The sequence below is a fragment of the Variovorax sp. 160MFSha2.1 genome, assembly GCF_048305075.1.
Lineage (GTDB): Bacteria > Pseudomonadota > Gammaproteobacteria > Burkholderiales > Burkholderiaceae_C > Variovorax > Variovorax guangxiensis.
In genome coordinates this window covers 2,365,200-2,387,004 of record NZ_CP157624.1, presented here as the reverse complement: position 1 = coordinate 2,387,004, position 21,805 = coordinate 2,365,200, and the positions used below count along the sequence as shown (strand labels likewise).

The 21,805-nt window shown below is 68.6% G+C and carries 27 protein-coding genes; 12 read left to right on the top strand and 15 right to left on the bottom strand.

The window, feature by feature from the left end; genetic code table 11:
• Positions 1 to 35: 35 nt before the first annotated feature.
• Positions 36 to 941, bottom strand: coding sequence for an AraC family transcriptional regulator (locus ABL838_RS10620; RefSeq protein WP_418125273.1), 906 nt, complete (start codon positions 939 to 941; stop codon positions 36 to 38).
• Positions 942 to 1,142: 201 nt separating this feature from the next.
• Here ABL838_RS10620 and ABL838_RS10615 point away from each other — a divergent pair, with 201 nt between their 5' ends.
• Positions 1,143 to 1,616: a Fur family transcriptional regulator gene (locus tag ABL838_RS10615; protein WP_369658783.1), complete on the top strand. Its 474-nt coding sequence runs from the start codon at positions 1,143 to 1,145 to the stop codon at positions 1,614 to 1,616.
• A gap of 6 nt (positions 1,617 to 1,622) precedes the next feature.
• On the opposite strand, the gene zigA is transcribed toward ABL838_RS10615, so the two are convergent.
• On the bottom strand, positions 1,623 to 2,816 hold the full coding sequence (gene zigA / locus ABL838_RS10610; RefSeq protein ID WP_418119828.1) for a zinc metallochaperone GTPase ZigA: 1,194 nt from the start codon (positions 2,814 to 2,816) through the stop codon (positions 1,623 to 1,625).
• Positions 2,817 to 2,917: 101 nt separating this feature from the next.
• Between zigA and ABL838_RS10605 the strand changes: the two genes are divergently transcribed.
• Positions 2,918 to 3,526, top strand: a complete 609-nt coding sequence (locus tag ABL838_RS10605) for a GNAT family N-acetyltransferase (protein ID WP_369658785.1) — start codon at positions 2,918 to 2,920, stop codon at positions 3,524 to 3,526.
• On the opposite strand, the gene ABL838_RS10600 is transcribed toward ABL838_RS10605, so the two are convergent.
• The 3 genes from ABL838_RS10600 to ABL838_RS10590 all read right to left on the bottom strand — a co-directional run bounded on the left by ABL838_RS10600 (position 3,520) and on the right by ABL838_RS10590 (position 6,168).
• Positions 3,520 to 4,242, bottom strand: coding sequence for a DUF899 family protein (locus tag ABL838_RS10600; protein WP_418125272.1), 723 nt, complete (start codon positions 4,240 to 4,242; stop codon positions 3,520 to 3,522). The two genes, ABL838_RS10605 and ABL838_RS10600, sit on opposite strands and share 7 nt — an antisense overlap.
• 100 nt (positions 4,243 to 4,342) lie before the next feature.
• Entirely contained in the window at positions 4,343 to 5,245 is a 903-nt protein-coding gene (locus tag ABL838_RS10595; protein WP_418125270.1) for an SDR family oxidoreductase, read from the bottom strand.
• Between the two features lie 53 nt (positions 5,246 to 5,298).
• Positions 5,299 to 6,168, bottom strand: coding sequence for a helix-turn-helix domain-containing protein (locus tag ABL838_RS10590; RefSeq protein WP_184636244.1), 870 nt, complete (start codon positions 6,166 to 6,168; stop codon positions 5,299 to 5,301).
• Between the two features lie 70 nt (positions 6,169 to 6,238).
• Between ABL838_RS10590 and ABL838_RS10585 the strand changes: the two genes are divergently transcribed.
• Complete coding sequence (locus tag ABL838_RS10585; RefSeq protein WP_126024184.1) at positions 6,239 to 6,898, top strand: glutathione S-transferase; 660 nt, start codon at positions 6,239 to 6,241, stop codon at positions 6,896 to 6,898.
• Here the strand turns inward: ABL838_RS10585 and ABL838_RS10580 are convergent.
• A complete protein-coding gene (locus ABL838_RS10580; protein ID WP_184636240.1) occupies positions 6,895 to 7,797 on the bottom strand; it encodes a LysR family transcriptional regulator in 903 nt (300 codons plus the stop codon). The genes ABL838_RS10585 and ABL838_RS10580 overlap by 4 nt on opposite strands.
• A 131-nt stretch (positions 7,798 to 7,928) precedes the next feature.
• Here ABL838_RS10580 and ABL838_RS10575 point away from each other — a divergent pair, with 131 nt between their 5' ends.
• Both ABL838_RS10575 and ABL838_RS10570 read left to right on the top strand, forming a co-directional pair.
• Positions 7,929 to 9,257 carry an MFS transporter gene (locus ABL838_RS10575; protein WP_126024182.1) on the top strand — a complete coding sequence of 443 codons (1,329 nt, stop codon included), beginning with the start codon at positions 7,929 to 7,931 and terminating at the stop codon, positions 9,255 to 9,257.
• A 44-nt stretch (positions 9,258 to 9,301) separates the two neighbouring features.
• Positions 9,302 to 10,405 (top strand): M14 family metallopeptidase, encoded by a 1,104-nt coding sequence (locus tag ABL838_RS10570; protein WP_418119822.1) that lies wholly within the window; start codon positions 9,302 to 9,304, stop codon positions 10,403 to 10,405.
• A 17-nt stretch (positions 10,406 to 10,422) separates the two neighbouring features.
• Here the strand turns inward: ABL838_RS10570 and ABL838_RS10565 are convergent, their stop codons facing one another.
• The 3 genes from ABL838_RS10565 to ABL838_RS10555 all read right to left on the bottom strand — a co-directional run bounded on the left by ABL838_RS10565 (position 10,423) and on the right by ABL838_RS10555 (position 12,025).
• Positions 10,423 to 11,223: an enoyl-CoA hydratase/isomerase family protein gene (locus ABL838_RS10565; protein ID WP_418119821.1), complete on the bottom strand. Its 801-nt coding sequence runs from the start codon at positions 11,221 to 11,223 to the stop codon at positions 10,423 to 10,425.
• A gap of 31 nt (positions 11,224 to 11,254) precedes the next feature.
• Complete coding sequence (locus tag ABL838_RS10560) at positions 11,255 to 11,677, bottom strand: hypothetical protein (RefSeq protein ID WP_126024179.1); 423 nt, start codon at positions 11,675 to 11,677, stop codon at positions 11,255 to 11,257.
• A gap of 75 nt (positions 11,678 to 11,752) precedes the next feature.
• On the bottom strand, positions 11,753 to 12,025 hold the full coding sequence (locus ABL838_RS10555; RefSeq protein ID WP_126024178.1) for a DUF2164 domain-containing protein: 273 nt from the start codon (positions 12,023 to 12,025) through the stop codon (positions 11,753 to 11,755).
• 93 nt (positions 12,026 to 12,118) lie between these two features.
• Here ABL838_RS10555 and ABL838_RS10550 point away from each other — a divergent pair, with 93 nt between their 5' ends.
• Together ABL838_RS10550 and ABL838_RS10545 are read left to right on the top strand one after the other, a co-directional pair.
• Positions 12,119 to 13,306 carry a YncE family protein gene (locus ABL838_RS10550; RefSeq protein WP_418125269.1) on the top strand — a complete coding sequence of 396 codons (1,188 nt, stop codon included), beginning with the start codon at positions 12,119 to 12,121 and terminating at the stop codon, positions 13,304 to 13,306.
• Between the two features lie 40 nt (positions 13,307 to 13,346).
• On the top strand, positions 13,347 to 13,559 hold the full coding sequence (locus ABL838_RS10545; RefSeq protein ID WP_184636229.1) for a hypothetical protein: 213 nt from the start codon (positions 13,347 to 13,349) through the stop codon (positions 13,557 to 13,559).
• Positions 13,560 to 13,692: 133 nt separating this feature from the next.
• Here ABL838_RS10545 and ABL838_RS10540 read toward each other — a convergent pair whose 3' ends face one another.
• On the bottom strand, positions 13,693 to 14,349 hold the full coding sequence (locus tag ABL838_RS10540; RefSeq protein ID WP_418125268.1) for a hypothetical protein: 657 nt from the start codon (positions 14,347 to 14,349) through the stop codon (positions 13,693 to 13,695).
• A gap of 217 nt (positions 14,350 to 14,566) precedes the next feature.
• On the opposite strand from ABL838_RS10540, the gene ABL838_RS10535 reads away from it, so the two are divergent.
• Complete coding sequence (locus tag ABL838_RS10535; protein ID WP_418125267.1) at positions 14,567 to 15,988, top strand: lactonase family protein; 1,422 nt, start codon at positions 14,567 to 14,569, stop codon at positions 15,986 to 15,988.
• Between the two features lie 208 nt (positions 15,989 to 16,196).
• Here the strand turns inward: ABL838_RS10535 and ABL838_RS10530 are convergent, their stop codons facing one another.
• The 3 genes from ABL838_RS10530 to ABL838_RS10520 all read right to left on the bottom strand — a co-directional run bounded on the left by ABL838_RS10530 (position 16,197) and on the right by ABL838_RS10520 (position 18,423).
• On the bottom strand, positions 16,197 to 17,105 hold the full coding sequence (locus tag ABL838_RS10530) for a DUF808 domain-containing protein (protein WP_418125266.1): 909 nt from the start codon (positions 17,103 to 17,105) through the stop codon (positions 16,197 to 16,199).
• Between the two features lie 91 nt (positions 17,106 to 17,196).
• Complete coding sequence (locus ABL838_RS10525) at positions 17,197 to 17,889, bottom strand: PepSY-associated TM helix domain-containing protein (protein ID WP_418125265.1); 693 nt, start codon at positions 17,887 to 17,889, stop codon at positions 17,197 to 17,199.
• A gap of 15 nt (positions 17,890 to 17,904) precedes the next feature.
• The gene (locus ABL838_RS10520) at positions 17,905 to 18,423 is read right to left on the bottom strand and encodes a GNAT family N-acetyltransferase (protein ID WP_126024170.1); all 519 of its coding nucleotides are present in this window, start codon (positions 18,421 to 18,423) and stop codon (positions 17,905 to 17,907) included.
• A gap of 87 nt (positions 18,424 to 18,510) precedes the next feature.
• Between ABL838_RS10520 and ABL838_RS10515 the strand changes: the two genes are divergently transcribed.
• Genes ABL838_RS10515 through ABL838_RS10505 form a run of 3 tightly spaced genes read left to right on the top strand, consistent with a single transcriptional unit; the run spans position 18,511 to position 19,219 of the window.
• On the top strand, positions 18,511 to 18,660 hold the full coding sequence (locus ABL838_RS10515; protein WP_165909684.1) for a hypothetical protein: 150 nt from the start codon (positions 18,511 to 18,513) through the stop codon (positions 18,658 to 18,660).
• Complete coding sequence (locus ABL838_RS10510) at positions 18,660 to 18,935, top strand: VF530 family DNA-binding protein (RefSeq protein WP_418125264.1); 276 nt, start codon at positions 18,660 to 18,662, stop codon at positions 18,933 to 18,935. Before ABL838_RS10515 ends, ABL838_RS10510 begins: the two co-directional genes overlap by 1 nt.
• A complete protein-coding gene (locus ABL838_RS10505) occupies positions 18,932 to 19,219 on the top strand; it encodes a 2Fe-2S iron-sulfur cluster-binding protein (protein WP_126024168.1) in 288 nt (95 codons plus the stop codon). Before ABL838_RS10510 ends, ABL838_RS10505 begins: the two co-directional genes overlap by 4 nt.
• On the opposite strand, the gene ABL838_RS10500 is transcribed toward ABL838_RS10505, so the two are convergent.
• A complete protein-coding gene (locus ABL838_RS10500) occupies positions 19,216 to 20,532 on the bottom strand; it encodes an MFS transporter (RefSeq protein ID WP_418125263.1) in 1,317 nt (438 codons plus the stop codon). The genes ABL838_RS10505 and ABL838_RS10500 overlap by 4 nt on opposite strands.
• Before the next feature lie 87 nt (positions 20,533 to 20,619).
• On the opposite strand from ABL838_RS10500, the gene ABL838_RS10495 reads away from it, so the two are divergent.
• Entirely contained in the window at positions 20,620 to 21,270 is a 651-nt protein-coding gene (locus tag ABL838_RS10495) for an RluA family pseudouridine synthase (protein ID WP_369658800.1), read from the top strand.
• A 16-nt stretch (positions 21,271 to 21,286) separates the two neighbouring features.
• Here ABL838_RS10495 and ABL838_RS10490 read toward each other — a convergent pair whose 3' ends face one another.
• On the bottom strand, positions 21,287 to 21,727 hold the full coding sequence (locus ABL838_RS10490; RefSeq protein ID WP_007833935.1) for a universal stress protein: 441 nt from the start codon (positions 21,725 to 21,727) through the stop codon (positions 21,287 to 21,289).
• Between the last annotated feature and the right edge of the window lie 78 nt (positions 21,728 to 21,805).

Genomic DNA, 21,805 nt, shown 5'->3' with positions numbered 1-21,805 from the left:
CCGGATTTGGGCACCGGGCGTACGGGACAGTGGGTTCAGTCCGTTTCGGCCCGGCGCGCGTAGGCGCTCGGCGTCATGCCCGTCCAGCGCTGGAACGCGCGCGAGAAGGCCTTTTCCGACGCATAGCCGACCGCCTCGGCCACCTGGTGCAGGCTCAGCTGCCGGTTCTTGAGTTTCTCGGCGGCCAGCGTCATGCGGTAGGAGCCCAGGTAGTGCATGGGCGTCACGCCCACCAGCGCGCGGAAGCGCTCGCTGAAGACGGTGCGCGACAGGTAGCTGGCCTGCGCCAGCGAGGCCACCGACCACGGATGCCCGGGCCGCTCGTGCATCAGCGAGATCGCGCGGGCGATGCTCTCGTCGTCCAGTCCGCGCAGGCTGCCGAACTTTTCGCCGTGCTCCTGCGCCTGCGGCTGGGCATAGAGGTGCTCACAGAGGATGTGCACCAGCAGCAGGTCGGCCATGCGCGCCGCCGACAGCTGCCAGCCCGGGCGCTGGGTGATGGTCTCGTTCACCAGCGTTTCCATGGCCTGCGCGAGCGAGGCGGTGGTGGGAATCTGCGCCTGCCGCAGCACGATCAGCGGCGGCAGGCTGCCGATGATGGAGCCCAGCCCCTGCGCGGGCATCCACAGGTGCAGCGAGAAGAGCTCGGTGGCCGGGCCGCCTCCGCCGTGCGAGAAGACGATGGGGTGGTCGCCATGCCGGCCGACCGAGTGCGCCTCGATCAGCGAGCGGAACGGCACCGGCTCCAGCCCCGGCGCGGACGACACGGTATGCGCCCCGCCCTGCGGCAGCATCGCGATGTCGTGCGGCGCCACCTGCACCGGCTTTGCGCCGTCCACCGCGATCCAGTACGGCGCCCCGGTGCACATGCGGATCAGCGGGCCGGCCACGCCGGTGGAGTGCAGTGACCAGGGGGCCGACAGCGAGAAGCGCGCGGTCACGGCTCTTTCGGACCTGTATGTCGCAAGCACGTGGCTGAGTACGTCGCCGCCCCGCTCTATGTCCATGCTGTTCGTGCCGCCCGGTGGTCTGTCTGTCTCGACGATGGCGGCGATTATCTGGCATGCCAGGCGGGCGATTCGGCCGCCCGCTGTCCACGCCGCCCCGGGATGCAACACAATGGCGTTTCGCAAGAAGACCTCATGAAGACCCCGACCTCGCACCCGAAGCCCCCGCGCGCCGCCCCGTTCGACAGCGAAACGCTGCTGCGCGAGAACGGCCTGCGCGTGACGCGCGCCGCCCAGACCGTGCTCGAGCTCATCGAGCACAGTTCGCAACCCCTGACGCACGAGGAAGTGGCAGCCGCCTACACCGCCGCCACCGGCGAGGCGCCCGATCGGGTGACGGTCTACCGCGTGCTCGACCGGCTGGTCGAGGCCGGCCTGTGCGACCGCCGCGTGGGCGCCGACCGCGTCAACCGCTTCTCGCGCCACGTGGAGGCCGAGTCGGGCAACACCTTCGAATGCGACCAGTGCCACAAGGTGCTGGCGCTGCCCTCCGACCCGGAGCTGCCGAAGGTGATGGGCCGGTTGGGGCGAGCGCTGCGCAAGCAGGGCATCGATACGCGCCACACCGCATTGACTCTCCACGGCACCTGCGGCGACTGCGCCAGATAGCGCGCCTCAGACGTTCCAGGACGGGAACGGATCCGGGAAGTTCTGCCACCACGAAGCGCCGAAGCGCATCTCGTCTTCGGTGAGCAGGCAGGCGTCCAGCCGGGCGCGCAGCGCCTCTTCGTCCATGCCGATGCCGATCAGCACCAGCTCCTGGCGGGCATCGCCGGTGGCAGGGTCCCAGTTCTTGCGGATGAGCTCCAGCGCATCCGGATCGGTCGGCCAGTGCTCGCGCGGCACCGCCGCCCACCAGAAGCCCGCCACGCCGTAGCGGCAGGCCCCGCCGGCCTGCGACCACGAACCCGCGCGCGTGGCGCGGCTGGCGAGCCAGAAGAAGCCCTTGGAGCGCACCACGCCCTCCCACTCGCTCTGCACCAGCTTCCAAAAGCGCATCGGGTGAAACGGCAGCCGCGAGCGGTAGACAAAACTGCGAATGCCGTATTCCTCGCTCTCGGGCACATGCTCGCCGCGCAGCTCGGCCAGCCAGCCGGGCGCCCGCTCGGCCTGCTCGAAGTCGAAGAGGCCGGTGTCGAGCACGCGGTCGAGCGCCACGCGGCCGAACTCCGACACCTCGATGCGCGCACGCGGATTCAGGCTGCGCAATATCGCCATCAGCCGCTCGCGCTCCTCGGGCGTGACGAGGTCGGTCTTGTTGACCACCAGCACGTCGCAGAACTCGATCTGCTCGATCAGCAGGTCGACCACCGTGCGCGTGTCCTCGTCGCCCAGCGACTGCCCGCGCTGGCCCAGGCTGTCGGGCGAGCCGTAATCGCGCAGGAAGTTGAAGGCGTCGACCACCGTCACCATGGTGTCGAGCCGCGCCACGTCCGACAGGCTCTTGCCGTCCTCCCCGGCGAAGGTGAAGGTCTCGGCCACCGGCAGGGGTTCGGAAATGCCGGTGGACTCGATCACCAGCTGGTCGAAACGCTTTTCCTTCGCCAGGCGCCGCACCTCGACGAGCAGGTCCTCGCGCAACGTGCAGCAGATGCAGCCGTTGCTCATCTCCACCAGCTTCTCGTCGGTGCGCGAGAGCTCGGCACCGCCATTGCGCACCAGCGCCGCGTCGATGTTGACCTCGCTCATGTCGTTGACGATGACCGCAACGCGCCGGCCTTCGCGGTTGTGGAGGATGTGGTTCAGCAGCGTGGTCTTGCCGGCGCCAAGGAAGCCGGAGAGCACGGTAACGGGAAGGCGGTCGGCCATGGGGATCGGCTCCATATATGCAACAGAATTGCATTATATGAACCCAATGCAACTGCGTTGCGTTTTCTGCCGCGCCGGGGCCTTCGCCTACCATCGGCGGCATGACCGCCCTTTCCGATTTCTCCGCCTCGCCCTTGCAGCTCGTCTGGCCTTCGCGGGAACATCTCCCCGGCTACATTGCGGCGCTGGAGCGCGGCTGGTCGCCCAACAACCTCCGGCCCGAGGCCGGCCTGGAAGAGCTTGCCCAGATCCGCATCGACCCCGCGCGCTTTCTGGCCAGCCTCGTCGACCCGGAAGCCAAGGGCCCGCCCGTCTCGCTGCCCGATGGCGGCACCGTGCCGCGCCTGCCGGGCTACCGGCGCTGGATGTGGGACGGCGAGTTCTGCGGCAGCATCCAGCTGCGCTGGCAGCCGGGCACCAACTCCCTGCCCGCCTACTGCCTCGGCCACATCGGCTACGCCGTGGTGCCGTGGAAAAGCGGCAAGGGCTACGCCAAGGCCGCGCTGCGCGCCCTGCTGCCCGAAGCGCGCGCCAGGGGCCTCGACCAGGTGGAAATCACGACCGACCCCGGCAACATCGCCTCGCAGCAGGTGATCCGCGCCAACGGCGGCGTGCTGGTGGAAGAATTCGTCAAGCTGCCCGCACTCGGCGGCACGCCGGAGCTGCGCTTCCGCATCGATGTACGCGGGCTCGCCCCGGCCGCTCAGTAGGCGAGCTTCGGATACCAGTCCGACCCTCGGCCCTCGGGCGTCATGTCGAGCAGGTTCCAGATCGGCATCGGATCGGGCGCGCCGCGGGGGTCCTGCCCCGGGTCTGACGCTCCGGCGCCCATTTCGCCGGCCCAGAAATGGCGGATGGTTCCGTCGCTCTCGCGCCGGAACACGTTGAACGCGGGGTTGTCGCCGCTGTCGGGCGTCTCGCCCGCATAGTCGCGGTTGAAGGTGTTGCCCGCCGACGAATACAGCGGCAGGTAGCGCCAGCCGCGCTCGGCGGCAAAGGCCGTCATCCGGGCGATAGGCGAAGTCGCGATCACCGCGAAAGCCACGCGCTGCAGGATGTCGGGCATCTCGCCGTCGTAGGCGCTCAACAGCGAAGTGCACATCGGGCACGGGCGCTCGCGCTTCGGGCCGAACATCCAGTTGTAGGTGATGAGCGTGCCGTGCCCGCCGAAGAGCCCGGAAAGCCGCACCGGCCCTTCCCTGCCCTCGAAGAGGTAGTCCTGCGGCACCACGCCGCCCGGCGGCAGCTCGCGCCGCTGCTGCGCCACGCGCTCCAGGTGGCGGCGCAGTTCGATCTCCTCGGCCAGGAGCGCCGTGCGGGCCTCGCGGTATTCGGCGCTCTCGTTGGGAAAGCGCACCGGGTTGGCCCGAGCCAGTTCGATGGCGGGCTTGAGCTGTGGCCGGGCCGGGGATGTCTGGGTCGCCATGGATCGCCTCCGGAAGAACAAACGATGAACGAGATTTCCTCACCGCGCGGCCGCCTGCACCTGTCAGCATTTGCCTGCTTCGGCCGCCGTCCCTGGCCTGCTACATCTCGAAAGGCGGAACCTGCCTGCCATCGATGTCGGTGAAACTGTATTCGCGCGCCAGGTCGCCCACGCGCAGCACCTCGCCGCTCCTGTCCATCACCATCGGGTCGCCGGCCAGCGCCGCGATGGCCCGCCCCACGTAGCGCGGCGACTCGGTGCGCGACAGTTCGGGGCGCTGCTGCCAGTGGGCCTCGTCGGTCTTGTGGCCGGCCAGCACGAACTCGGTGCGCATCCAGCCGGGCGACACCGCCACCGAGGCCACGCCGTGCGGCTTCAGGTCCTGCGCCATGCCGAAGGCCAGCCGCGTCATCGATGCCTTGGCCAGGTCGTAGAAGAGGCTGCCGCGCATGTAGTGGCCTCGGTCCCAGAAAGTGGTGGTGACGATCAGGCCCTTCTTCGCCCGCACCATCAGCGGCGCGGCGCAGCGGCTGGCCAGCAGGTGGTTGCGCACGCCGCGGTCGAACATCGAGTCCCAGTTCGACAGCGGGTGTTCCCAGAACGGCGCCTCGAACACGCCGGTGAAGGTCTCGTGGCCGCCCCAGGCGTTGTTCACCAGCAGGTCGATGCGGCCGGCCTCGCGCTCCACGCGGGCGAAGAGCGCGGCCACGTCTTCCTCGCTGGTGTGGTCGCAGCGCACCGCAATGCCGCGACCGCCCAGACGCGTGACCTCGTCTGCCGTGTCGTCAATGCTGCCGGGCAGCGCGGCCATGTCCGACAGGGCCATCAACTGGCCGTAGGTGGCGGCGGGCTGCGCGCGCGTGCTGCGGCCGGTGACGTACACGGTGGCGCCGGCAGCGCCCAGTTCGATCGCGATGCCGCGCCCTGCGCCGCGGCTCGCGCCGGTCACCACCGCCACGCAGTCCTTCAGCGGCCGGCCTGGCGTCTTTTCTTCGTCGTTCATCCTGATGGCTCCTTTGATCCTTTTGCCTGAGAGCGGATGAAGATAGCCAGCGCTCAACCCGCCGTCTTGGAAGAACCCGAAACCGCCTGGTCGAGGAACTCGGTCGGCGTGACGCCGCACAGCGCGCGGAACTCGTTGACCAGATGCGACTGGTCGTAGAAGCCGCCCTCCAGCGCCACCTCGGCCCAGGCCGGCGAAGGCTGCTGCCGCAGCGCGCGCAGGCAGCCGTGCATGCGCGCGAGCCGGCTCCAGGCGCGCGGCGAAAGCCCCACGTGGGCATGGAAGAGCTGCTGCAGGCGCCGCTCTCCGACGCCCACGGCCGCAGCCACCTCGCGCAAAGGGCGCCGCCCACCGGAGTCTGCGATGAGTTGCGCCGCGCGGATGGCGGCAGCGTTGCCGCCGGCATCGTCATCGCGGAGCCTGCGCAGCAGCGCGGCCTGCAGCTGTGCCACACGCGTCGCGTCGTCACGCGCTTCGGTCATGCGTTCGAGCAGTTCCGCGCCTTCGCCACGCCAGAGCTCGTCGAGATGCACCGCCGTGCCGCCAATCTCTCCGGCCGGCAGTCCCAGCAGCGCGGCGGCGGCACCGGGGCGGAGGGTGACGGAAAGGCCCTCCACCTTCCGCCGCATGCGCAACATGACCGGCGTGATCGAGGCGCCGATGGCTTCCACCGCCTGCCCCTGCTCGTCCCCGACGAAGGGCGCATCGCCGAAGTTGAAGATCAGCCGCACAGCGCCGTCAGGCAACACCCGCTCGCGTACCTCGTGGCCGTCGGCAAGGTTCTCGCGGCACAGCATGAGGTGCGATACATGTCCGCGCAGCGCGGCCGCGACCGGAAACGCGCGCAGCGTGCCGGCGGGTGCACCCGATTCCGGCCCGTGCAGCGGGTCGTCGTCGAGCCGGAGGAAGAGGCGTTCACCCATGGGGCCCGATTGTCTGGAAAAAACGGCCGTGGCATGTCCGAAAATCGGCTGCTTCGCCTGTCCGGATCGAATGCCTCCCGCCCTGCCCGTTCTCTACTCATTCCGCCGCTGCCCCTATGCGATGCGCGCCCGCCTCGCGCTGGTCGCCGGCGGCCAGCGGTGCGAGCTGCGTGAGGTGGCGCTGAAGAACAAGCCGGCCGACATGCTCGCCGCCTCTCCCAAGGGGACGGTACCGGTGCTGGTCGCCGAGGACGGCGCGGTGCTGGAGCAGAGCCTGGACGTGATGCTGTGGGCGCTGCGCCGCAGCGATCCGCACGGCTGGCTCCAGCCAGAGACCGGCACGCTGCAGGACATGCTCGCGCTGGTCGCCGCCTGCGACGAGGGCTTCAAGCCTCAGCTCGACCGCTACAAGTACCCCGACCGGCATGCGGACGGCGGCGAGCCCGCACGCGAGCGTGGCGCGGCCTTCCTGCGCGATCTCGAAGCCCGGCTCTCGACCTCGGCGAACCTGGCCGGCACCCGCACGACACTGGCCGACGCCGCCCTCATGCCCTTCGTGCGCCAGTTCGCGATGGTCGACGCGGCATGGTTCGGCGCCCAGCCCTGGCCGCGCCTGCAGGCCTGGCTCTCGGGCTGGACCGCATCTGAACTCTTCGAGCGCGCCATGCACAAGTACGAGCCCTGGAAGCCGGGCGAGGCCGGCGTGGTCTTTCCTCCTGCCCAGGCCTAGGCAGCCACCGCCGCCGCCGAGGCCCGCTGGATGCATTCGACGAAATGCTGCGCGGCCGGCGTCAGCAGCTGCCCGCGCCGCTTGATGACGCTCACGCTGAGCATCGGCAGCTCTTCCTCGATCTCCACGCGGCGAATGCCGTGGCGCTTGAATGTCAGCGTGGCCAGCGGCTCGACGAACAGGCCCACAAGATCCATCTGCCCCACCAGCGCCAGCGCCACCGTGACCGACTGCCCCTGGATCACCCGCGCCGGCGGCGGCAGCCCCAGCGGCAGCAGCGGCGAGACGGCCTCGCGGCCGCTGAAGTGGTCGTCGCCCGGAAGGATCCACTCGGCCTTGTAGAGATCGCGGATCGAGCGGCTCGCGCGCAGCGGGTGGCGCTCGCGCAGTCCAACCACCAGCTTCACCGGAAAGAGTTCCATCGCCTCGAACTGCGGATCGAGCCGGCCCGGCACCACGTGCGCCACCGCGAAGTCGAGCGAGCCCTCGCGCAGGCGCGCCAGCATCCAGGGCAGCACGGTTTCGCTGAATTGCACATCGACGGCGGGCAGCCGCGCGTGGAAGTCCTTGAAGGCCACCGGCAGCACGGTGAGCGCGAAAGAGGTGCTGACGGCCAGCGCCACCTTGCCGGTGAGACCGTCGCGGATCTGTGCGATCTCGTCGCGGGCGCGCTGCATGTCGGCCAGCAGCAGCCGGGCGCGCGGCGCGAAGGCCTTGCCGAATTCGGTGAGCTGCACGCCCTTGACGCTGCGCTCCACCAGCGGCGCGCCGACCTCGCGCTCCAGCTCGCGCACGATCTTGGTGACAGCCGGCTGCGAGATGCCCAGCACGCGCGCGGCGGCACGGATGCTCAACTGCTCCACCACGGCCACGAAGGCATGCAGCTGGTTGGGTTTCATGAAAACCAAAAGTTATCTTCGAAGCCCAATTATTGTCTTTTCATGACAGCGGCGAATCTCTAGCATCCGGCGCGGCCAGGGCGTAGACCTTCGACCGACATTCCGAAAAGCAAAGCCAACACTGGAGACACATGAGCACCCCAAGCACCCGGCCCGCGCCGTCCTCGTCCCCCGCGCGCCGCCGCCAGACCATCGTGGCCACCACCATCGGCAACGGGCTGGAGTTCTTCGACTTCACCGTCTACGGTTTCCTGGCGCTCGTGATCGGCAAGCTGTTCTTCCCGACCTTCAGTTCCTACGGCCAGCTGCTGCTGACGGTGGCCAGTTTCGGCGTGGGCTTCATCATGCGGCCGCTGGGCGGCATCGTGATCGGCGCGTACGCCGACCGCGCAGGCCGCAAGAAGGCCATGACGCTCACCATCTTCCTGATGGCGCTGGGCTGCGCCATGATCGCCTTCACGCCCACCTATGCAGCCATCGGCGTCGCGGCGCCCATCGTCATCGTGCTGGCTCGGCTCATCCAGGGCTTCTCGGCCGGCGGCGAGGTCGGCGCATCGACCACGCTGCTGGTGGAACACGCCACGCCGGCCAACCGCGGCTACATGGCGAGCTGGCAGTTCGCGAGCCAGGGCCTGGGCGTGATGCTCGGCGCCGTCGTGGTGGGCCTGCTGACCTTCACGCTGTCTGCCGAATCGATGCAGAGCTGGGGCTGGCGCATTCCCTTCATCATCGGCATGCTGATCGCGCCGGTGGGCATGTACATCCGCCGCCATCTCGAAGAGTCGCTGCACATCTCGCCGCGGGAGGCCGCCGCGCCGCGCGAGAGCAGCCTGAAGATCGTCTGCACGCAGCACGGCAGGACGGTGCTGGCAGCCATTCTCTCGCTGGTCGGCGGCACCACGGCCGCGTATGTCGTGACCTTCTACATGCCCACGTACGCCGTGCGCGAGCTGGGCTTCACGCCCTCGGTGGCGCTCTTCGGCGCCGCGCTCACCGGCCTCATCTCCTTCGCCTTCGCGCCCTTCGTCGGCAAGCTGTCGGACGTGGTGGGCCGCAAGACGCTGATCGTCTGGAGCCGCGTCGCGCTCGCCCTGCTGATCTATCCCGGCTTCCTGTGGCTGAACGCCTCGCCCACGCCCACGGTGCTGTTCGTGGTGCTCGGCGTGTTCAGCTTCGGCCTGGTCGTCCAGACGGTGCCCGGCATCACGATGCTGCCCGAGATGTTCCCGAAGGCGGTGCGCGCCAGCGGCATGTCGCTGGTGTACAGCGTGGGCGTGGCGCTCTTCGGCGGCTTTGCGCCCTTCATCAGCACCTGGCTGCTCAACGCCACGGGCAGCAAGCTCGCGCCGGCCTGGTACCTGGTGGCGATGACGGTGGTCTCGCTGCTGGGCCTGCTCTGGCTGCGCGACCATACGGGCCGCGACATCGACGCCGCCGGCGCCCATTCGGCATCGGCCTGACCCACGGCCCTCATCACCATTCAAAGCACAGAAGTCCCCACCCCATGCAAGCACAACCCACCGCCGCCACGCGCTTCTTCTCGGGCACGTATGTCGAGGCCCGCGCCAAGTTCCTGGAGGCTGCCGCGCAGCGCGGCGCCACGGTCGAATCCTTCGTGATGGACGCGCACAGGGGCGCGCTAGGCGAAGAGCTGGCCACCGACGTCGCGCTGGTCGGCGCCATCGACGCGAAGAAGGTGCTGCTCGTGAGCTCGGGCACGCACGGCCCCGAAGGCTTCTGCGGCTCGGGCACGCAGATCGCCACGCTCAACGACGCGGACCTGCTCTCGCGGCTGGAGCAGGCCGGCGTCTCGCTGCTGCTGGTGCACGCGGTCAACCCCCACGGCTTCTCGCACCTGCACCGCACGAACGAAGACAACATCGACCTGAACCGCAACCACATCGACTTCAACGCGCCGCTGCCGGTCAATGCCGAGTACGCCGATGTCGAGCCGCTGGTGCTGCCCGCCACCTGGCCGCCGACGCCCGCCGACGAAGCGGCCGTGGCCGCCTACGTCGAGAAGCACGGCATGCGCGCCTTCCGCGCCGCCGTGACGCGCGGCCAGTACACCTCGCCCGACGGCCTGTTCTACGGCGGCACCGCACCTTCGTGGAGCAACAGGACCATCCGCAAGATCCTGCGCAAGTACGCCGCCTCGGCCACGCACCTCGGCTGGATCGACGTGCACACCGGCCTGGGCCCCTACGGCCACGGCGAGAAGATCTACCCCGGCCGCAACACGCCCGAAGACCTGGCGCGGGCTCACGACTGGTGGGGCGCCGACGTGTTCGCGCCCTTCGCCGGCGACTCGGCCTCGGCCGACGTGTCGGGCCCTGTGATTTCCACCGCGTACGACGAATGCCCCAACGCGAAGATCGCGCCCATGGGCCTCGAATTCGGCACCCTGCCCGACCTGGAAGTGCTCGACCGCCTGCGCGCCGACACCTGGCTGCGCCGCCACCCCGAGGCGCCGGAAGCGCAGAAGCGCGAGATCCGCACGCGATTGCGCGACGGCTTCTACTGCGACAACGACGAGTGGAAGGGGATGATCCTCGGCCAGACGCGGGTGGTGCTGCTGCAGACGCTGCAGGGGTTGCGCAAGGCCTGAGGCCGGCCGGTCTTTGTTCAGCCGAAGTTGGGCGCCCGCTTCTCGCGCAACGAGGCGACGCCCTCGCGCACATCGGCCCCCGCGAAGCCCATGAATTCGAGCGCCAGCGAAGCATCGAAGGTCGGGCCGGCCTGCCGCAGCCAGTTGTTCAGCGCGTACTTGGTGAAGCGGATCGCGCTCTGGCTGCCGGCCGCGAGCCGGTCGGCCACCTCGTAGGCGCGGGGCAGCAGGTCGGCCTCTTCCACCGCGAGCGACACGAGCCCGATGCGCTCGGCTTCCTCGCCGCTCACCGGCTCGCACAGCAGCAGGTGGTACTTGGCCTTGGCCATGCCGCACAGCAGCGGCCAGACGATGGCGGCGTGGTCGCCCGCCGCCACGCCCAGGCGGGTGTGGCCGTCGACGATCTTCGCGTTCTTCGCGGCGATGGAGATGTCGGCCAGCAGCCCCGCCACCAGGCCCGCACCCACCGCCGGGCCGTGCATGGCGCTCACGATGGGCTTGTCGCAGTTGACGATGTTGTAGACGAGGTCTCGCGCCTCGCGCCACACGCGCTGGCGCACCGCGTCGTCGGTGGTCATGTCCTGCACCATGGCGAGGTCGCCGCCGCCCGAGAAGCCCAACCCCTCGCCCCGCAGCACCGCGCAGCGCACGCTGTCGTCGGCCGACACGTCGCGCCAGATCTCGGCAAGCTCGCGATGGCCGTCATGGCCCGCCGTGGGCAGCTTGCCGTTGGCCGCCAGCATCCGGATGTCGAGCACCCCGCCGTTCGCGCCGCGGCGCTCGATGGCGAGGGTCTTGTAGCGGGCGGCGTAGTCCATGGCGGGTGTCTCTTTCTTTCGTCTCTTTGGGCTATTTCCTTGCCGCCAGCTCCCGGCAGCGCTGCACGTTCGCGTCGAAGCGCGAGGCCAGCCCGGGCTCGCACTCGTCGGACGGTGCGAGCCGGCACATGCCGACCACAGCGTAGTCCATCACCGCCGCCGTGCACATCGGGTACGCCGCGAGTTCAGGATTGGCCTTGCTCTTGAAGCCCCAGCGCTCCGAGAACTGCACTGTGCGGACCATCGCGCCGTGGAAGAAGCTTCGGTCTTTCGCGGCGATGGCCGCCTCCATGCGGGGCAGTTCCTCGTTCAGGTAGCCGACCGAGTCGAGCGGAAAGCCCGACGGGTCCTGCTGTGCGGTGGCGAAGGAAGCGGCGAGCACGAAGGGCAAGGCCGCAAGGGCGCGCAAAACGGAAGGAGTCGCGCGGCTTTGGGAGGTGCGGTGGAGGTGCATGGCTGCGAATTCTGCAACGTTTTGAAGCATTTCTGAACTCGCCACGATGCGCGGGCGCTACGCTGGCAGGCTTCGCTAGCGGCCTTTCTTCTGCTTGTCGAATTTGCGCCAGTACTGGAATTCGTCCTCGTGCACCTCGAGGTCGATCTCCGAAACGCGCGCCTGCAGCCGCTCCTGCACTTCGGCCACCGCCCGGTTGTAGACCAGCGGCCCGATCTCCTCCAGGAAGAAACCGAGCAGCGCACCCGCCGCGACGTTGCCGATGGGTTCTTCCATGTTCTCGCGGAAATAGCGCTCGATGGAGGTGATGGCCTGCTGGCGGGCTTCCTTCGGTATCTCGATGGTCATGGGCTGTTCCGGAAGTTGGATCGACCGGCCCATTGTGCCGGCGGCCCCCTTCGCTACCATGCGCGCTCACAACAACACACACCGGAGACACCCATGAAGTTGCGTTCCACCGCGCTCGCGGCCCTTGTCCTTGCGCTCGTCGCGGGCTGCACAACCCTCACCCCAACGCTGCCCCAGCGCCAGCTGATGCTGGTGGCGAACGACGAGAAGCAGTCGTGGAACGACGCCGGCGCGGTGATCCTCGGGCCGATGGGGCGCGACACGGTGCAGGTGCTGGACATCGGCACCGATCCGCTGGCGCCCAAGGTGCTCGGCACGCTGCAGCTGGACAACACCATCGCCGGCCCGCCGACCAACCTCGCGATCACGCCCGGCGAGACGCTGGCGCTGGTCGCCAACTCGCTCAACGTGGTCGAGGACAACGGCGCGCGCAAGCAGGTGCCCGACAACCGGCTCTTCGTGATCGACCTGACCACCACGCCGCCCAAGCTGCTCGACACGCTGCAGGTGGGCAGGCAGCCCTCGGGCCTGTCGATCAACCGCGCGGGCGACCTGGCGCTGGTGGCCAACCGCGCCGACAACTCGGTGAGCGTGCTGCGCATCTCGGGCAAGAAGGTGACGCTGGTCGACACCGTGGCCATGGGCGACTCGGTGGCGCACGTGAGCTTCACGCCCGACGGCAAGCGCGCGCTGGCAGCCAAGTTCCCGAGCCACAAGATCGCGCTGCTCGACGTGAACGGCGAGAAGGTCAGCTACAACAAGGTCGACCTCGCCGCGGGCCTGTGGCCCTACAACGTCGACGTGACGCCCGACGGCAAGCTCGCGCTGACCGCCGACAACGGCAACTCGGGCGCCTCCGACGGACAGGTCGACACGGTCAGCGTGATCGACATGGAAGCCGCGCCACCACGCGTGGTCGACAAGGTGGTGGTCGGCGACGGCCCCGAGGGCCTGGCCGTGAGCCCGACCGGCAAGCATGCGGTGGCCGTGATCCTGCGCGGCAGCAACGCGGCGAAGAACGCCTACTTCTACAACCGCAACGGCTCGGTGGTGCTGCTGAAGATCGACGGCAAGAAAGTCACGCGCGCCAACGAGGTGGTGGTGCGCGGGCTGCCGGAGGGTGCGGTGTGGAGCGCCGATGGCAGGTATCTGTACGTGGGCAACTTCATCGACCAGGACATCACGATCCTGAGGCTGGACGGCGACACGCTGGTGCCGACGGGCAAGTCGTTCCACCTGCAGGGCCATCCGGCCGCGATGCGCGGGAAAATGACGCACTGATTTCCCGCTCCCCCTCACTCTCCCGGACAACGACGAAGCCATGGCGCAACCCAAACGACAACTCCGCACGCTCGAACGCGGCATCCTCTGCCTGGTGATCGGCGTCGCCGTCCTGCTGGGGCCGCGCTTCCTCCAGGGCACGCGCTGGTTCGAGATGGTGGCGGGGGCCTATCTGGTGGGCTGGTTCGCATTGGTGCTGGGCATCGCGCTGATCGTGGTCGAGCTGGTGAAGCTGGGCAGGAAGCGCGAGTAGGGAAAAATCCGCAGCGCGGCGGGCTGGCGCAGCAACAGCCAACGGCACGAAGCGGCGCGCCCCGGTGGACGATCATGAACTGCCGTGGGAAGACAGCTCAGCCGCATTCAACCCACAGGACCACGGCAGTTGGTCATCTTGGATCGATGACATCGAACTCGAACTGCACCGGGGCGGAGTCTTCGACGTAGGCGGTGATCAGGTAGTGGCCGGGAGGATCGCCCTCGACCACGTCCCAGGACTTCGAAATGGTGCCGTCGTGGATGGTCAAGGTCACGTCCAGCGAAAGAGTCTTGCGGTCCGCCGACATGCCGTAAGGCTGGCCGCCGGTGCCCCATGTCTTCGGGGTTTCCGGCAATGTCATGCGTTCGAGAACGCGGACTTTGCCGGTCTTCCGGTTGAGCTTCAGGATCCAGCCGTAGTTCTGGTTGATCGTCCGGGGGACGGTGTTCGAAGCCTTGAAATCCAGCACGTCGTTGTTCGGCGCCAGCTTGAAGAGGCCGAAGACCGCATCGAGCGGGCACGTCCCATTCGCTATCGGAGCGTTGGCGCAAGCCTTGAACACGGCGGCATTCGATTCGGAAACGGAGCCATGCGACGCGGCGGGGCTCGGGAAGTCGCTGGAACCGCGCGGGGTGGCTCCCTCGGTTTGAGCGCCAGTGTGGGTGCACGCGGCCGCAGTGAAAAGAACGAGAAGGTGGCGAATTTTTTTCATGGCAAATGAGCTCGGCAAATGGGCTCGGCAAACGACCAAGGCCTGCATCATGATCCAGTTGGCCCACAGCGGCATCCGGCGGCGGATTCAAGCGGTCGTTCCACGCCAGGCGACGGACGGCAGCCCCGGACTGGTTGCCGTCAGCCGGTATGGCCTGCTGACATCCGGCGCGGCAGCGGATGCTGTTCATAGGCACGGCCATCGGGCATGTGGACGGCGGCCAGTCGCGGGGCGTGCAAATGGAAGCGTGTCCCGATAACATCGCGGCCACATTTGTTTCCCAAAGAAAAAAATGCCGCCGCTGCCCCCTCGCACCCGCCTGAGCCTCGCCCTGGCCATCGCCGTGCCCTTGATGCTTGCATCGTGCGGCGGGGGCGGAGGCGGCGGCTTCTCCTTCACGCCATTTCCTGCGGCCAATGGCGGCGGAGGCGACGCACCGCCTCCTCCTGCACCGCCCCCGGGCGCGCCGAAGTTCGCCGTCGGCGGCACCGTCACTGGCCTGGCAGGCAGCGGGCTCGTGCTGCAGAACAACGCGGGCGACGACCTGGCCATAGGCGCCGATGGCAGCTTCAGCTTCGCCACTTCGCTGGACGACGGTGCCGACTACGGCGTGACCGTGAAGACGCAGCCCACGGCGCTGCAGGTCTGCGTTGCGAAACAGGCCTTCGGGACGGTGGCGGGGGCGGCAGTGAACTCGGTGAGGGTCAATTGCTCGGAGGCCGGAGCCGATCGTTTCGGCTTTGCGGCCAACGAGCGATCGAATAATCTGACTGCATACACCGTTTCTGCGGATGGCAGTTTGTCGGCAGCCACTCCCGCTGCGTACTCCCTGGCAGGCACCCCCCAGCACGTGACAGCGCATCCCTCGGGGAAAAAGCTCTACGCCAGCATCTACGTCGGTACCCAAGGCGTCACCCAATACACCATCGATCCCGCCGGCACGCTGTCGCAAGACCTCAATATCACCACCGGCGTCGGCACGAGCCCGGTTTTTGTCGGCGTCGAACCCAAGGGACGTTTTGCCTACGTGATCGGCGACGGGCAGATCCATCGGCTCAATATCGACGCGACCACCGGCGACCTCGACGGCAGCACGGCCGTGGCCGTGGCCGGCGGCAACAGCCGCAAGCTGGGTTTCGATCCCGACGGGCGATTCGCGTTCGTGCCCAACGGTGCGTCCGTCGAGGTGTTCCGCCTGGACCAGGGCACCGGCGTTCCGATCTCGCCACCCGTGTCGGTCGCGCTGCCGGTCGGCGGCTTCGTCGACGTCGCGGCCGAGCCCAGCGGCCGTTTCGCCTACGTGAGCACCGGCAACAACCCCGGCACCCTGCTCGCTTATTCCATCGACCAGACCACGGGCGCGTTGACTTCGATCGGCTCGGTACCCTCCGGCAACACGCCCTTCGGCATGGCCATCGATCCGACCGGACGCTTCGTGTACGTTGCGAACCGGAACTCCCACGACGTCTCGGCCTACGCCATCAACCCACGAACCGGCGCGCTGACATCGGTACCGGGCCAACCGTTCTCCGTCGGAGGCAACACGCCCAACTCCGTGACCGTGGATCGCACAGGCCGGTTCGCCTACACGGCGAACCAAGGCGACAACACGATCTCGATCTTCACGATCGACCGGACCACTGGCGCGCTCGCTCTGCAAACCGCGCGACCAGCCGGAGCCAACGGGCCGCAGTTCTTCGCGCTCACGAAGTAGGTAGCGCGGGCTCCGGGTCAGGCCCCGCTAGTTTTGCGAATGGGCCCGCAGCCGTATCTGCAAGGCTCGGAACAGGTCAGATGAGGCACAACGCAACTGCAATACGCAGTTACGCAGTTGGCGAAGGCCACAGAACGCCCCGGTGCAGCAGCGGCCATCCGCCGAAGCTCAACAGCCCCTCACACCAACAACCGGCAGCCGGACCGCGTCAGGCCTTCTTGCCCCGCATCTTGCCGACCAGCTCCACCGCGCCCAGCACGATGGCGCCGGCCACCAGGCCCACGCCGGCATTCACGCCCATGGAGCCCAGCGTGCCGAACACGCCGCCGGTGGCCTTGGCCCAGTCCTCGACTGCATGGCCCAGCGCCGGTACGCCGTGCACCAGGATGCCGCCGCCCACGAGGAACATCGCGGCCGTGCCGGCCACCGACAGCGCCTTCATGAGCCACGGCGCCGCCGCCAGGATACCCCGGCCCAGGGCCTGGGCGCCCGCGCTCGCGCGCTGGCTCAGGTAGAGGCCCGCGTCGTCCAGCTTCACGATGCCGGCCACCAGGCCGTAGACGCCGATGGTCATGATGAGCGCGATGCCCACCAGCACGCTCAGCTGGGTGGTGAAGGGCTGGCCCTGCACGGTGCCCAGCGTGATGGCGATGATTTCCGCCGAGAGGATGAAGTCGGTGCGCACCGCGCCCTTGATCTTGTCCTTTTCCATCGCGACCACGTCGATCGAGGCATCGGCCATGGCCTTCTCGTGGCGCTGCGTGTCGGTGTCGTGTTCGTCCTTGTGCAGGAACTTGTGCGCCAGTTTTTCCGCGCCTTCGAAGCAGAGGAAAGCGCCGCCGATCATCAGCAGCGGCGTCACCAGCCAGGGCAGCCAGGTGCCGATGGCCAGGGCGGCCGGCACGAGGATGGCCTTGTTGACGAAGGAGCCCTTGCACACGGCCCACACCACCGGGATCTCGCGCTCGGCCTTCACTCCGGTGACCTGCTGCGCGTTGAGCGCGAGGTCGTCGCCCAGGACGCCGGCCGTCTTCTTGGCGGCTACTTTGGTGAGGACCGATACGTCGTCGAGAACGGTCGCGATGTCGTCGAGCAGCAGGAGCAGGCTGGAGGCCATGGGCAGGATTCGGGCTGAAAAGGAAGCGGCGAGCTTATCCGCAGCCGGGTTGCGCCTTGGCAATACCCGTACGCCGGCGCCTCCCGGGCCCTCAGAGCGCGCTCAGCGCAATGGCCAGCATGGCCGCCAGCGAGGCGCCGAAGAGCGCCAGGCCGACGCGGCGGCGCCGGTGCGTGAGCATCCACAGCACCACGCCCGAGATCGACAGGAAGATCAGGCTGCCGGCGAGCGTATCGACCAGCAGGATCCAGGGCAGCGGCATGGCGCCGCCCTTGTGCATGTTGGTGAGCGTGGCGACGAAGCCGTTGCGCGTGGTGGTCACGCCCACCGAGCGGTTGCCCTGCCAGTATTCGGCCTGAACGATCTCGTTGGGGCCACCGAAGTTGAAGATCCAGTGCGCCGGCTGCGTGAGCGCGGGAGCCGTCTTGTCGCTCTTGTCGGCCCATGCGACGGGCTTGGCAGCCTCGACGCGGCTGGAATTCGGCGGGCCGCTCATGCGCAGCGCCTCCTGCAGCCAGCGGCTCATGGCCTCGGGCGTTTCCGGCACCGGATCGGGCAGCGCCAGCTGGGCACGGCTGCGCTCCTGGGCCTGCGGCAGCTTCAGCACGTTGCGGTGGTTGAGCCAGATGCCGCTGAAGCCGAACAGCAGCCCCAGCACCGCGCCCCACAGGCCGAACCAGCCGTGGGTGCGGCGGATCCACTGCACGGCGGCCGTGCGGCGCTGGTGCGAGCGCACGCGCGCGGCATGGCCGAGGGAGGAAGAACTGCTGCCGGCGGCGTCCATGTGGCGGTCGCCGGCTCAGGCCACGTTGCGCTTGAGGCGGATTTCCTCGATGCGCACGGTGCCGATGGCGGTGGTCTTGGCGGTCTTCATCTCGCGCTTGAAGCCCGCGAGTTCGTGGAAGCGCATGGCGCGGTCGTTGCGAATGGGCACCCAGATGGTGACCGTGGTGCAGCCCTCTTCCTCCAGGCCTTCGCGGGCGGCGTCCCACAGGGCCACGCCGGCGCCCTTGCCCCAGTGCTCGGGCTTGACGTAGATGGCCCAGATCTCGCCGGTGGTCGGCGGCGTCTTGGGGTCGCGCGAGCGGTCGAAGCCCACGAAGCCGACGACCTCGCTGCCTTGCACCACCACGTGCACCTGGGGTTCGCTGTATTCGATGGCCTCGCGCCACTTGGCTTCGCGCGAGGCCGGGGCCAGCGCGCGCAGTTCTTCCTCGGGAAGGATGCCTTCGTAGGCGGCCTTGACGGAGAGTGCGTGGATTTCTGCGACGGCCTTGGCGTCGCGCAGGGTCGCGGGGCGAACTTCGTAATCTGACATGGATGCGGGAAATCGGATGGAACCGGCTATTGTCGCCGCACCGCTAAACTGCTGGCCGCATACGTCGCAACTACAGGAGAAACCGACATGGCCAAGGGTCAGCAACGCAGCAACAAGGAAGCGAAGAAGCCGAAGAAGGACACCTCGCCGCCCAAGCCTGTGAGCACTGGCGGCATCGAGCCGGTCCGCACCATCACGACCGAAGTCATCCCCCGCGGCAAGCTCAAGAACAAGTGATGAGCGAAGCGCCAGCGCCCGCCCCCAGGCCCCAGCCGCGCAATCCGCTGCACGGGGTCACGCTGGAGGCCATCGTCACGGCGCTGGCCGGCCACTACGGGTGGAAGCGCCTGAGCGAGCTCGTTCCCATCCGCTGCTTCACGCTCGACCCGAGCGTGGGCTCCAGCCTCAAGTTCCTGCGCAAGACGCCGTGGGCGCGCGAGAAGGTCGAGAGCCTGTACCTCTTCATGCTGCGCGAGCAACGCCGCGAGCAGCAACAGCAACAGCAACCATGAAGGTCCGGATCGAGCCTTCGGGCCTCGACTTCGAGACCGACGCCGAAACCACCCTGCTGAAGGCCGCCGAGGCCGCCGGCATCGAGCTGCCGAGCTCGTGTCGCAACGGCACCTGCCGCACCTGCATCTGCCTGCGGCTCGCGGGCGAAACCCGCCACATCATCGAATGGCCCGGCCTGAGCGCCGAGGAAAAGGCCGAGGGCTGGATCCTGCCCTGCGTGGCACAGGCGCTGGGCGACGTCACGCTCGAAGTGCCGGGCGCGCGCTCCCTGTTTGCCGATTAGGCGGCTGGCGGCCTGACCGAAGGCGCCGCCACCACCAGCCGGTCGCGCTGCGCCAGCGACGGAAACAGCTTGAACCAGGTCAGCGCGACCAGCATGGTGCCCACGCCGCCCACCACCACCGAGCCGACCGGCCCCAGCAGCGCCGCCGTGGCGCCCGACTCGAACTCGCCGAGCTGGTTGCTCGCGCCGATGAAGATCGAGTTGACCGCGCTCACCCGCCCGCGCATGGCGTCGGGCGTTTCCAGCTGCACCAGTGTCTGGCGGATCACCACGTTGACCATGTCTGCGCCGCCCGAGACCGCCAGCGCGATCAGCGAGACGACGAAGCTCTTCGAAATGCCGAACACCACCATGCACAGCCCGAAGAGCCCGATGGCCAGCAGCAGCGTGCGCCCGATGTGGCGCTCCACCGGCCGGCGCGTGAGCGCGATGGACATCACCAGCGCGCCCACCGCCGGTGCGCTGCGCAGCAGGCCCAGGCCCCAGGGACCGGTGTGCAGGATGTCCTTGGCATAGATCGGCAGCAGCGCCACCGCGCCGCCCAGCAGCACCGCGAACAGGTCGAGCGAGACGGCGCCGAGCACGGGCTTGCGCTTCCAGATGAAATCGACGCCCGCGAACACGGTAGACAGCGTCACCGGCTCGCGCGCGGCCGGCGTGTAGGCATAGCGCAGACGCAGCACCAGCGCGCAGGCGACACCGAAGAAGGCCACGCTGGCGCCATACACCACCGCCATGCCCGCCACGAACAGCAGGCCGCCAAGGGCCGGCCCGCCGATGATCGCGCCCTGCATGCCCGCCGAGCTGAAGGCCATTGCGCGCGCCAGCATGGTGGGCGGCACCAGCAGCGGCGTCAGCGCCTGCTGCGCCGGCATCTGGAAGGCCCGCACCGCGCCCAGCACCAGAGAAAGGCCCAGCAGCAGGCCGCGCGTGTCGTGCTTCTCGAGCACCGCCAGCAGCAGCACCAGTGCCACCAGCCCCTGCACCGCGAAGCACGCCGCCACGATGCGCCCGCGATGGTGACGGTCGACGATGTGCCCGGCCAGCAGCGCCAGCAGCAGCGCGGGCACGAACTGGTAGAGGCCGACCAGGCCCAGGTCCCAGGCGCTGCCGGTGAGCTCGTACATGTGCCAGCCGATGGCCACCAGCAACATCTGCGAGGCGGCCGTGCCGAAGAGGCGCGCCGTCCACATCTGCATGAAGGGGCGTTCGCGCGTCAGGTCGGAGAAGCTGGGGGGAGAAACCGCTGCGGCCGTCGATGTGGCTTGGGCGTCGGGGGAAGAGGAAGCGGAGGCTTGGGCGGGGCCGGACATTCGTCCGAGGATAGCCGAGGCCGGATGAGCGGGGCGTGAGCCTGGGCAAGGGGCCCGGCGCCCCGCTGTCTACACTCTGCGGCTTCCATGACCGCCCCGCCGCCACTGCAACCCGTTCACGAAGACCCGTACCTGCTGGTGCTCGACAAGCCTGCGGGCCTGCTCTGTGTGCCCGGCCGCGGCGAGGACAAGCAGGACTGCCTGAGCGCCCGCGCCATGCGGCAGTGGCCCGACGCGCTGATCGTGCACCGGCTCGACATGGCCACCAGCGGCCTGGTGCTGATGGCGCGCGGCATCGAGATGCAGCGCGCGCTGAGCGCGGCCTTTGCCGACCGCGAGGTGCACAAGCGCTACGAAGCCATCGTCGATGGCGCGATGCCGCTGCGCCAGGAGTGGTCGCTGATCGACGCGCCGCTGATGGCCGACTGGCCGCGCCGCCCGCTGCAGAAGATCGATCCGGAGGGCAAGCCCAGCCTCACGCGATGGAAGGCGCTGTCAGTGCTGCCCGGCGAGCCCGCCGCCACACATGTGCTGCTGGAGCCCCTGACGGGCCGTTCGCATCAGCTGCGCGTGCATCTGCTGTCGATCGGGCATCCGATCCTGGGAGATGCGCTGTACGGCGACGCCGCACTGCAGGCGCGTGCGGCGCGCCTGCTGCTGCATGCGAGCGAACTTGGGTTCGTGCACCCGGTGACGCAGCAGAGCCTTTTCTTCAACCGGCCGCCTGATTGGACGTGACGGGCTGGGCCCTTCCTCAGCCGCCCTTCACCACCAGCACGGGCATGTTCGCGTCCTGGAGCACCCGCTGCGTCACGCTGCCCAGCAGCAGTTTCTCGATGCCGCTGCGGCCGTGCGAGCCCATCACGATCAGGTCTGCCGCGATGGCGATGGCCGTGTCGACGATGCCTTCGTGCACCACGTGGCCGTCGATCACGCGCTGGTCGCTGTGAAGGCCTTCCGCCGCGAGCGCCGCCACGCCGCGTGCGAGGGCGGCATTGGCACTGGCAGTGGCCGCCGCGAGGTATTCGTTCTGGCCGAGCGCATAGTCCGCGCCCACGCCGATGAAGGGGTAGTTGTCGATCACGTGGATCAGCGTGATGCGGCTACCGAAGGCCAGCGCGAGGCCGCTGGCCTTGCTGACGGCGAGCATGGAAGTTTCGGAGCCGTCGATCGGAACCAGGATGTGATTGAACATGGCGGGACCTCGCTTTCGTTCGCAGACAGACTCGGCCCATACCGGACCGGGGACCCGAATTTAACCGTTGTTGCGCGG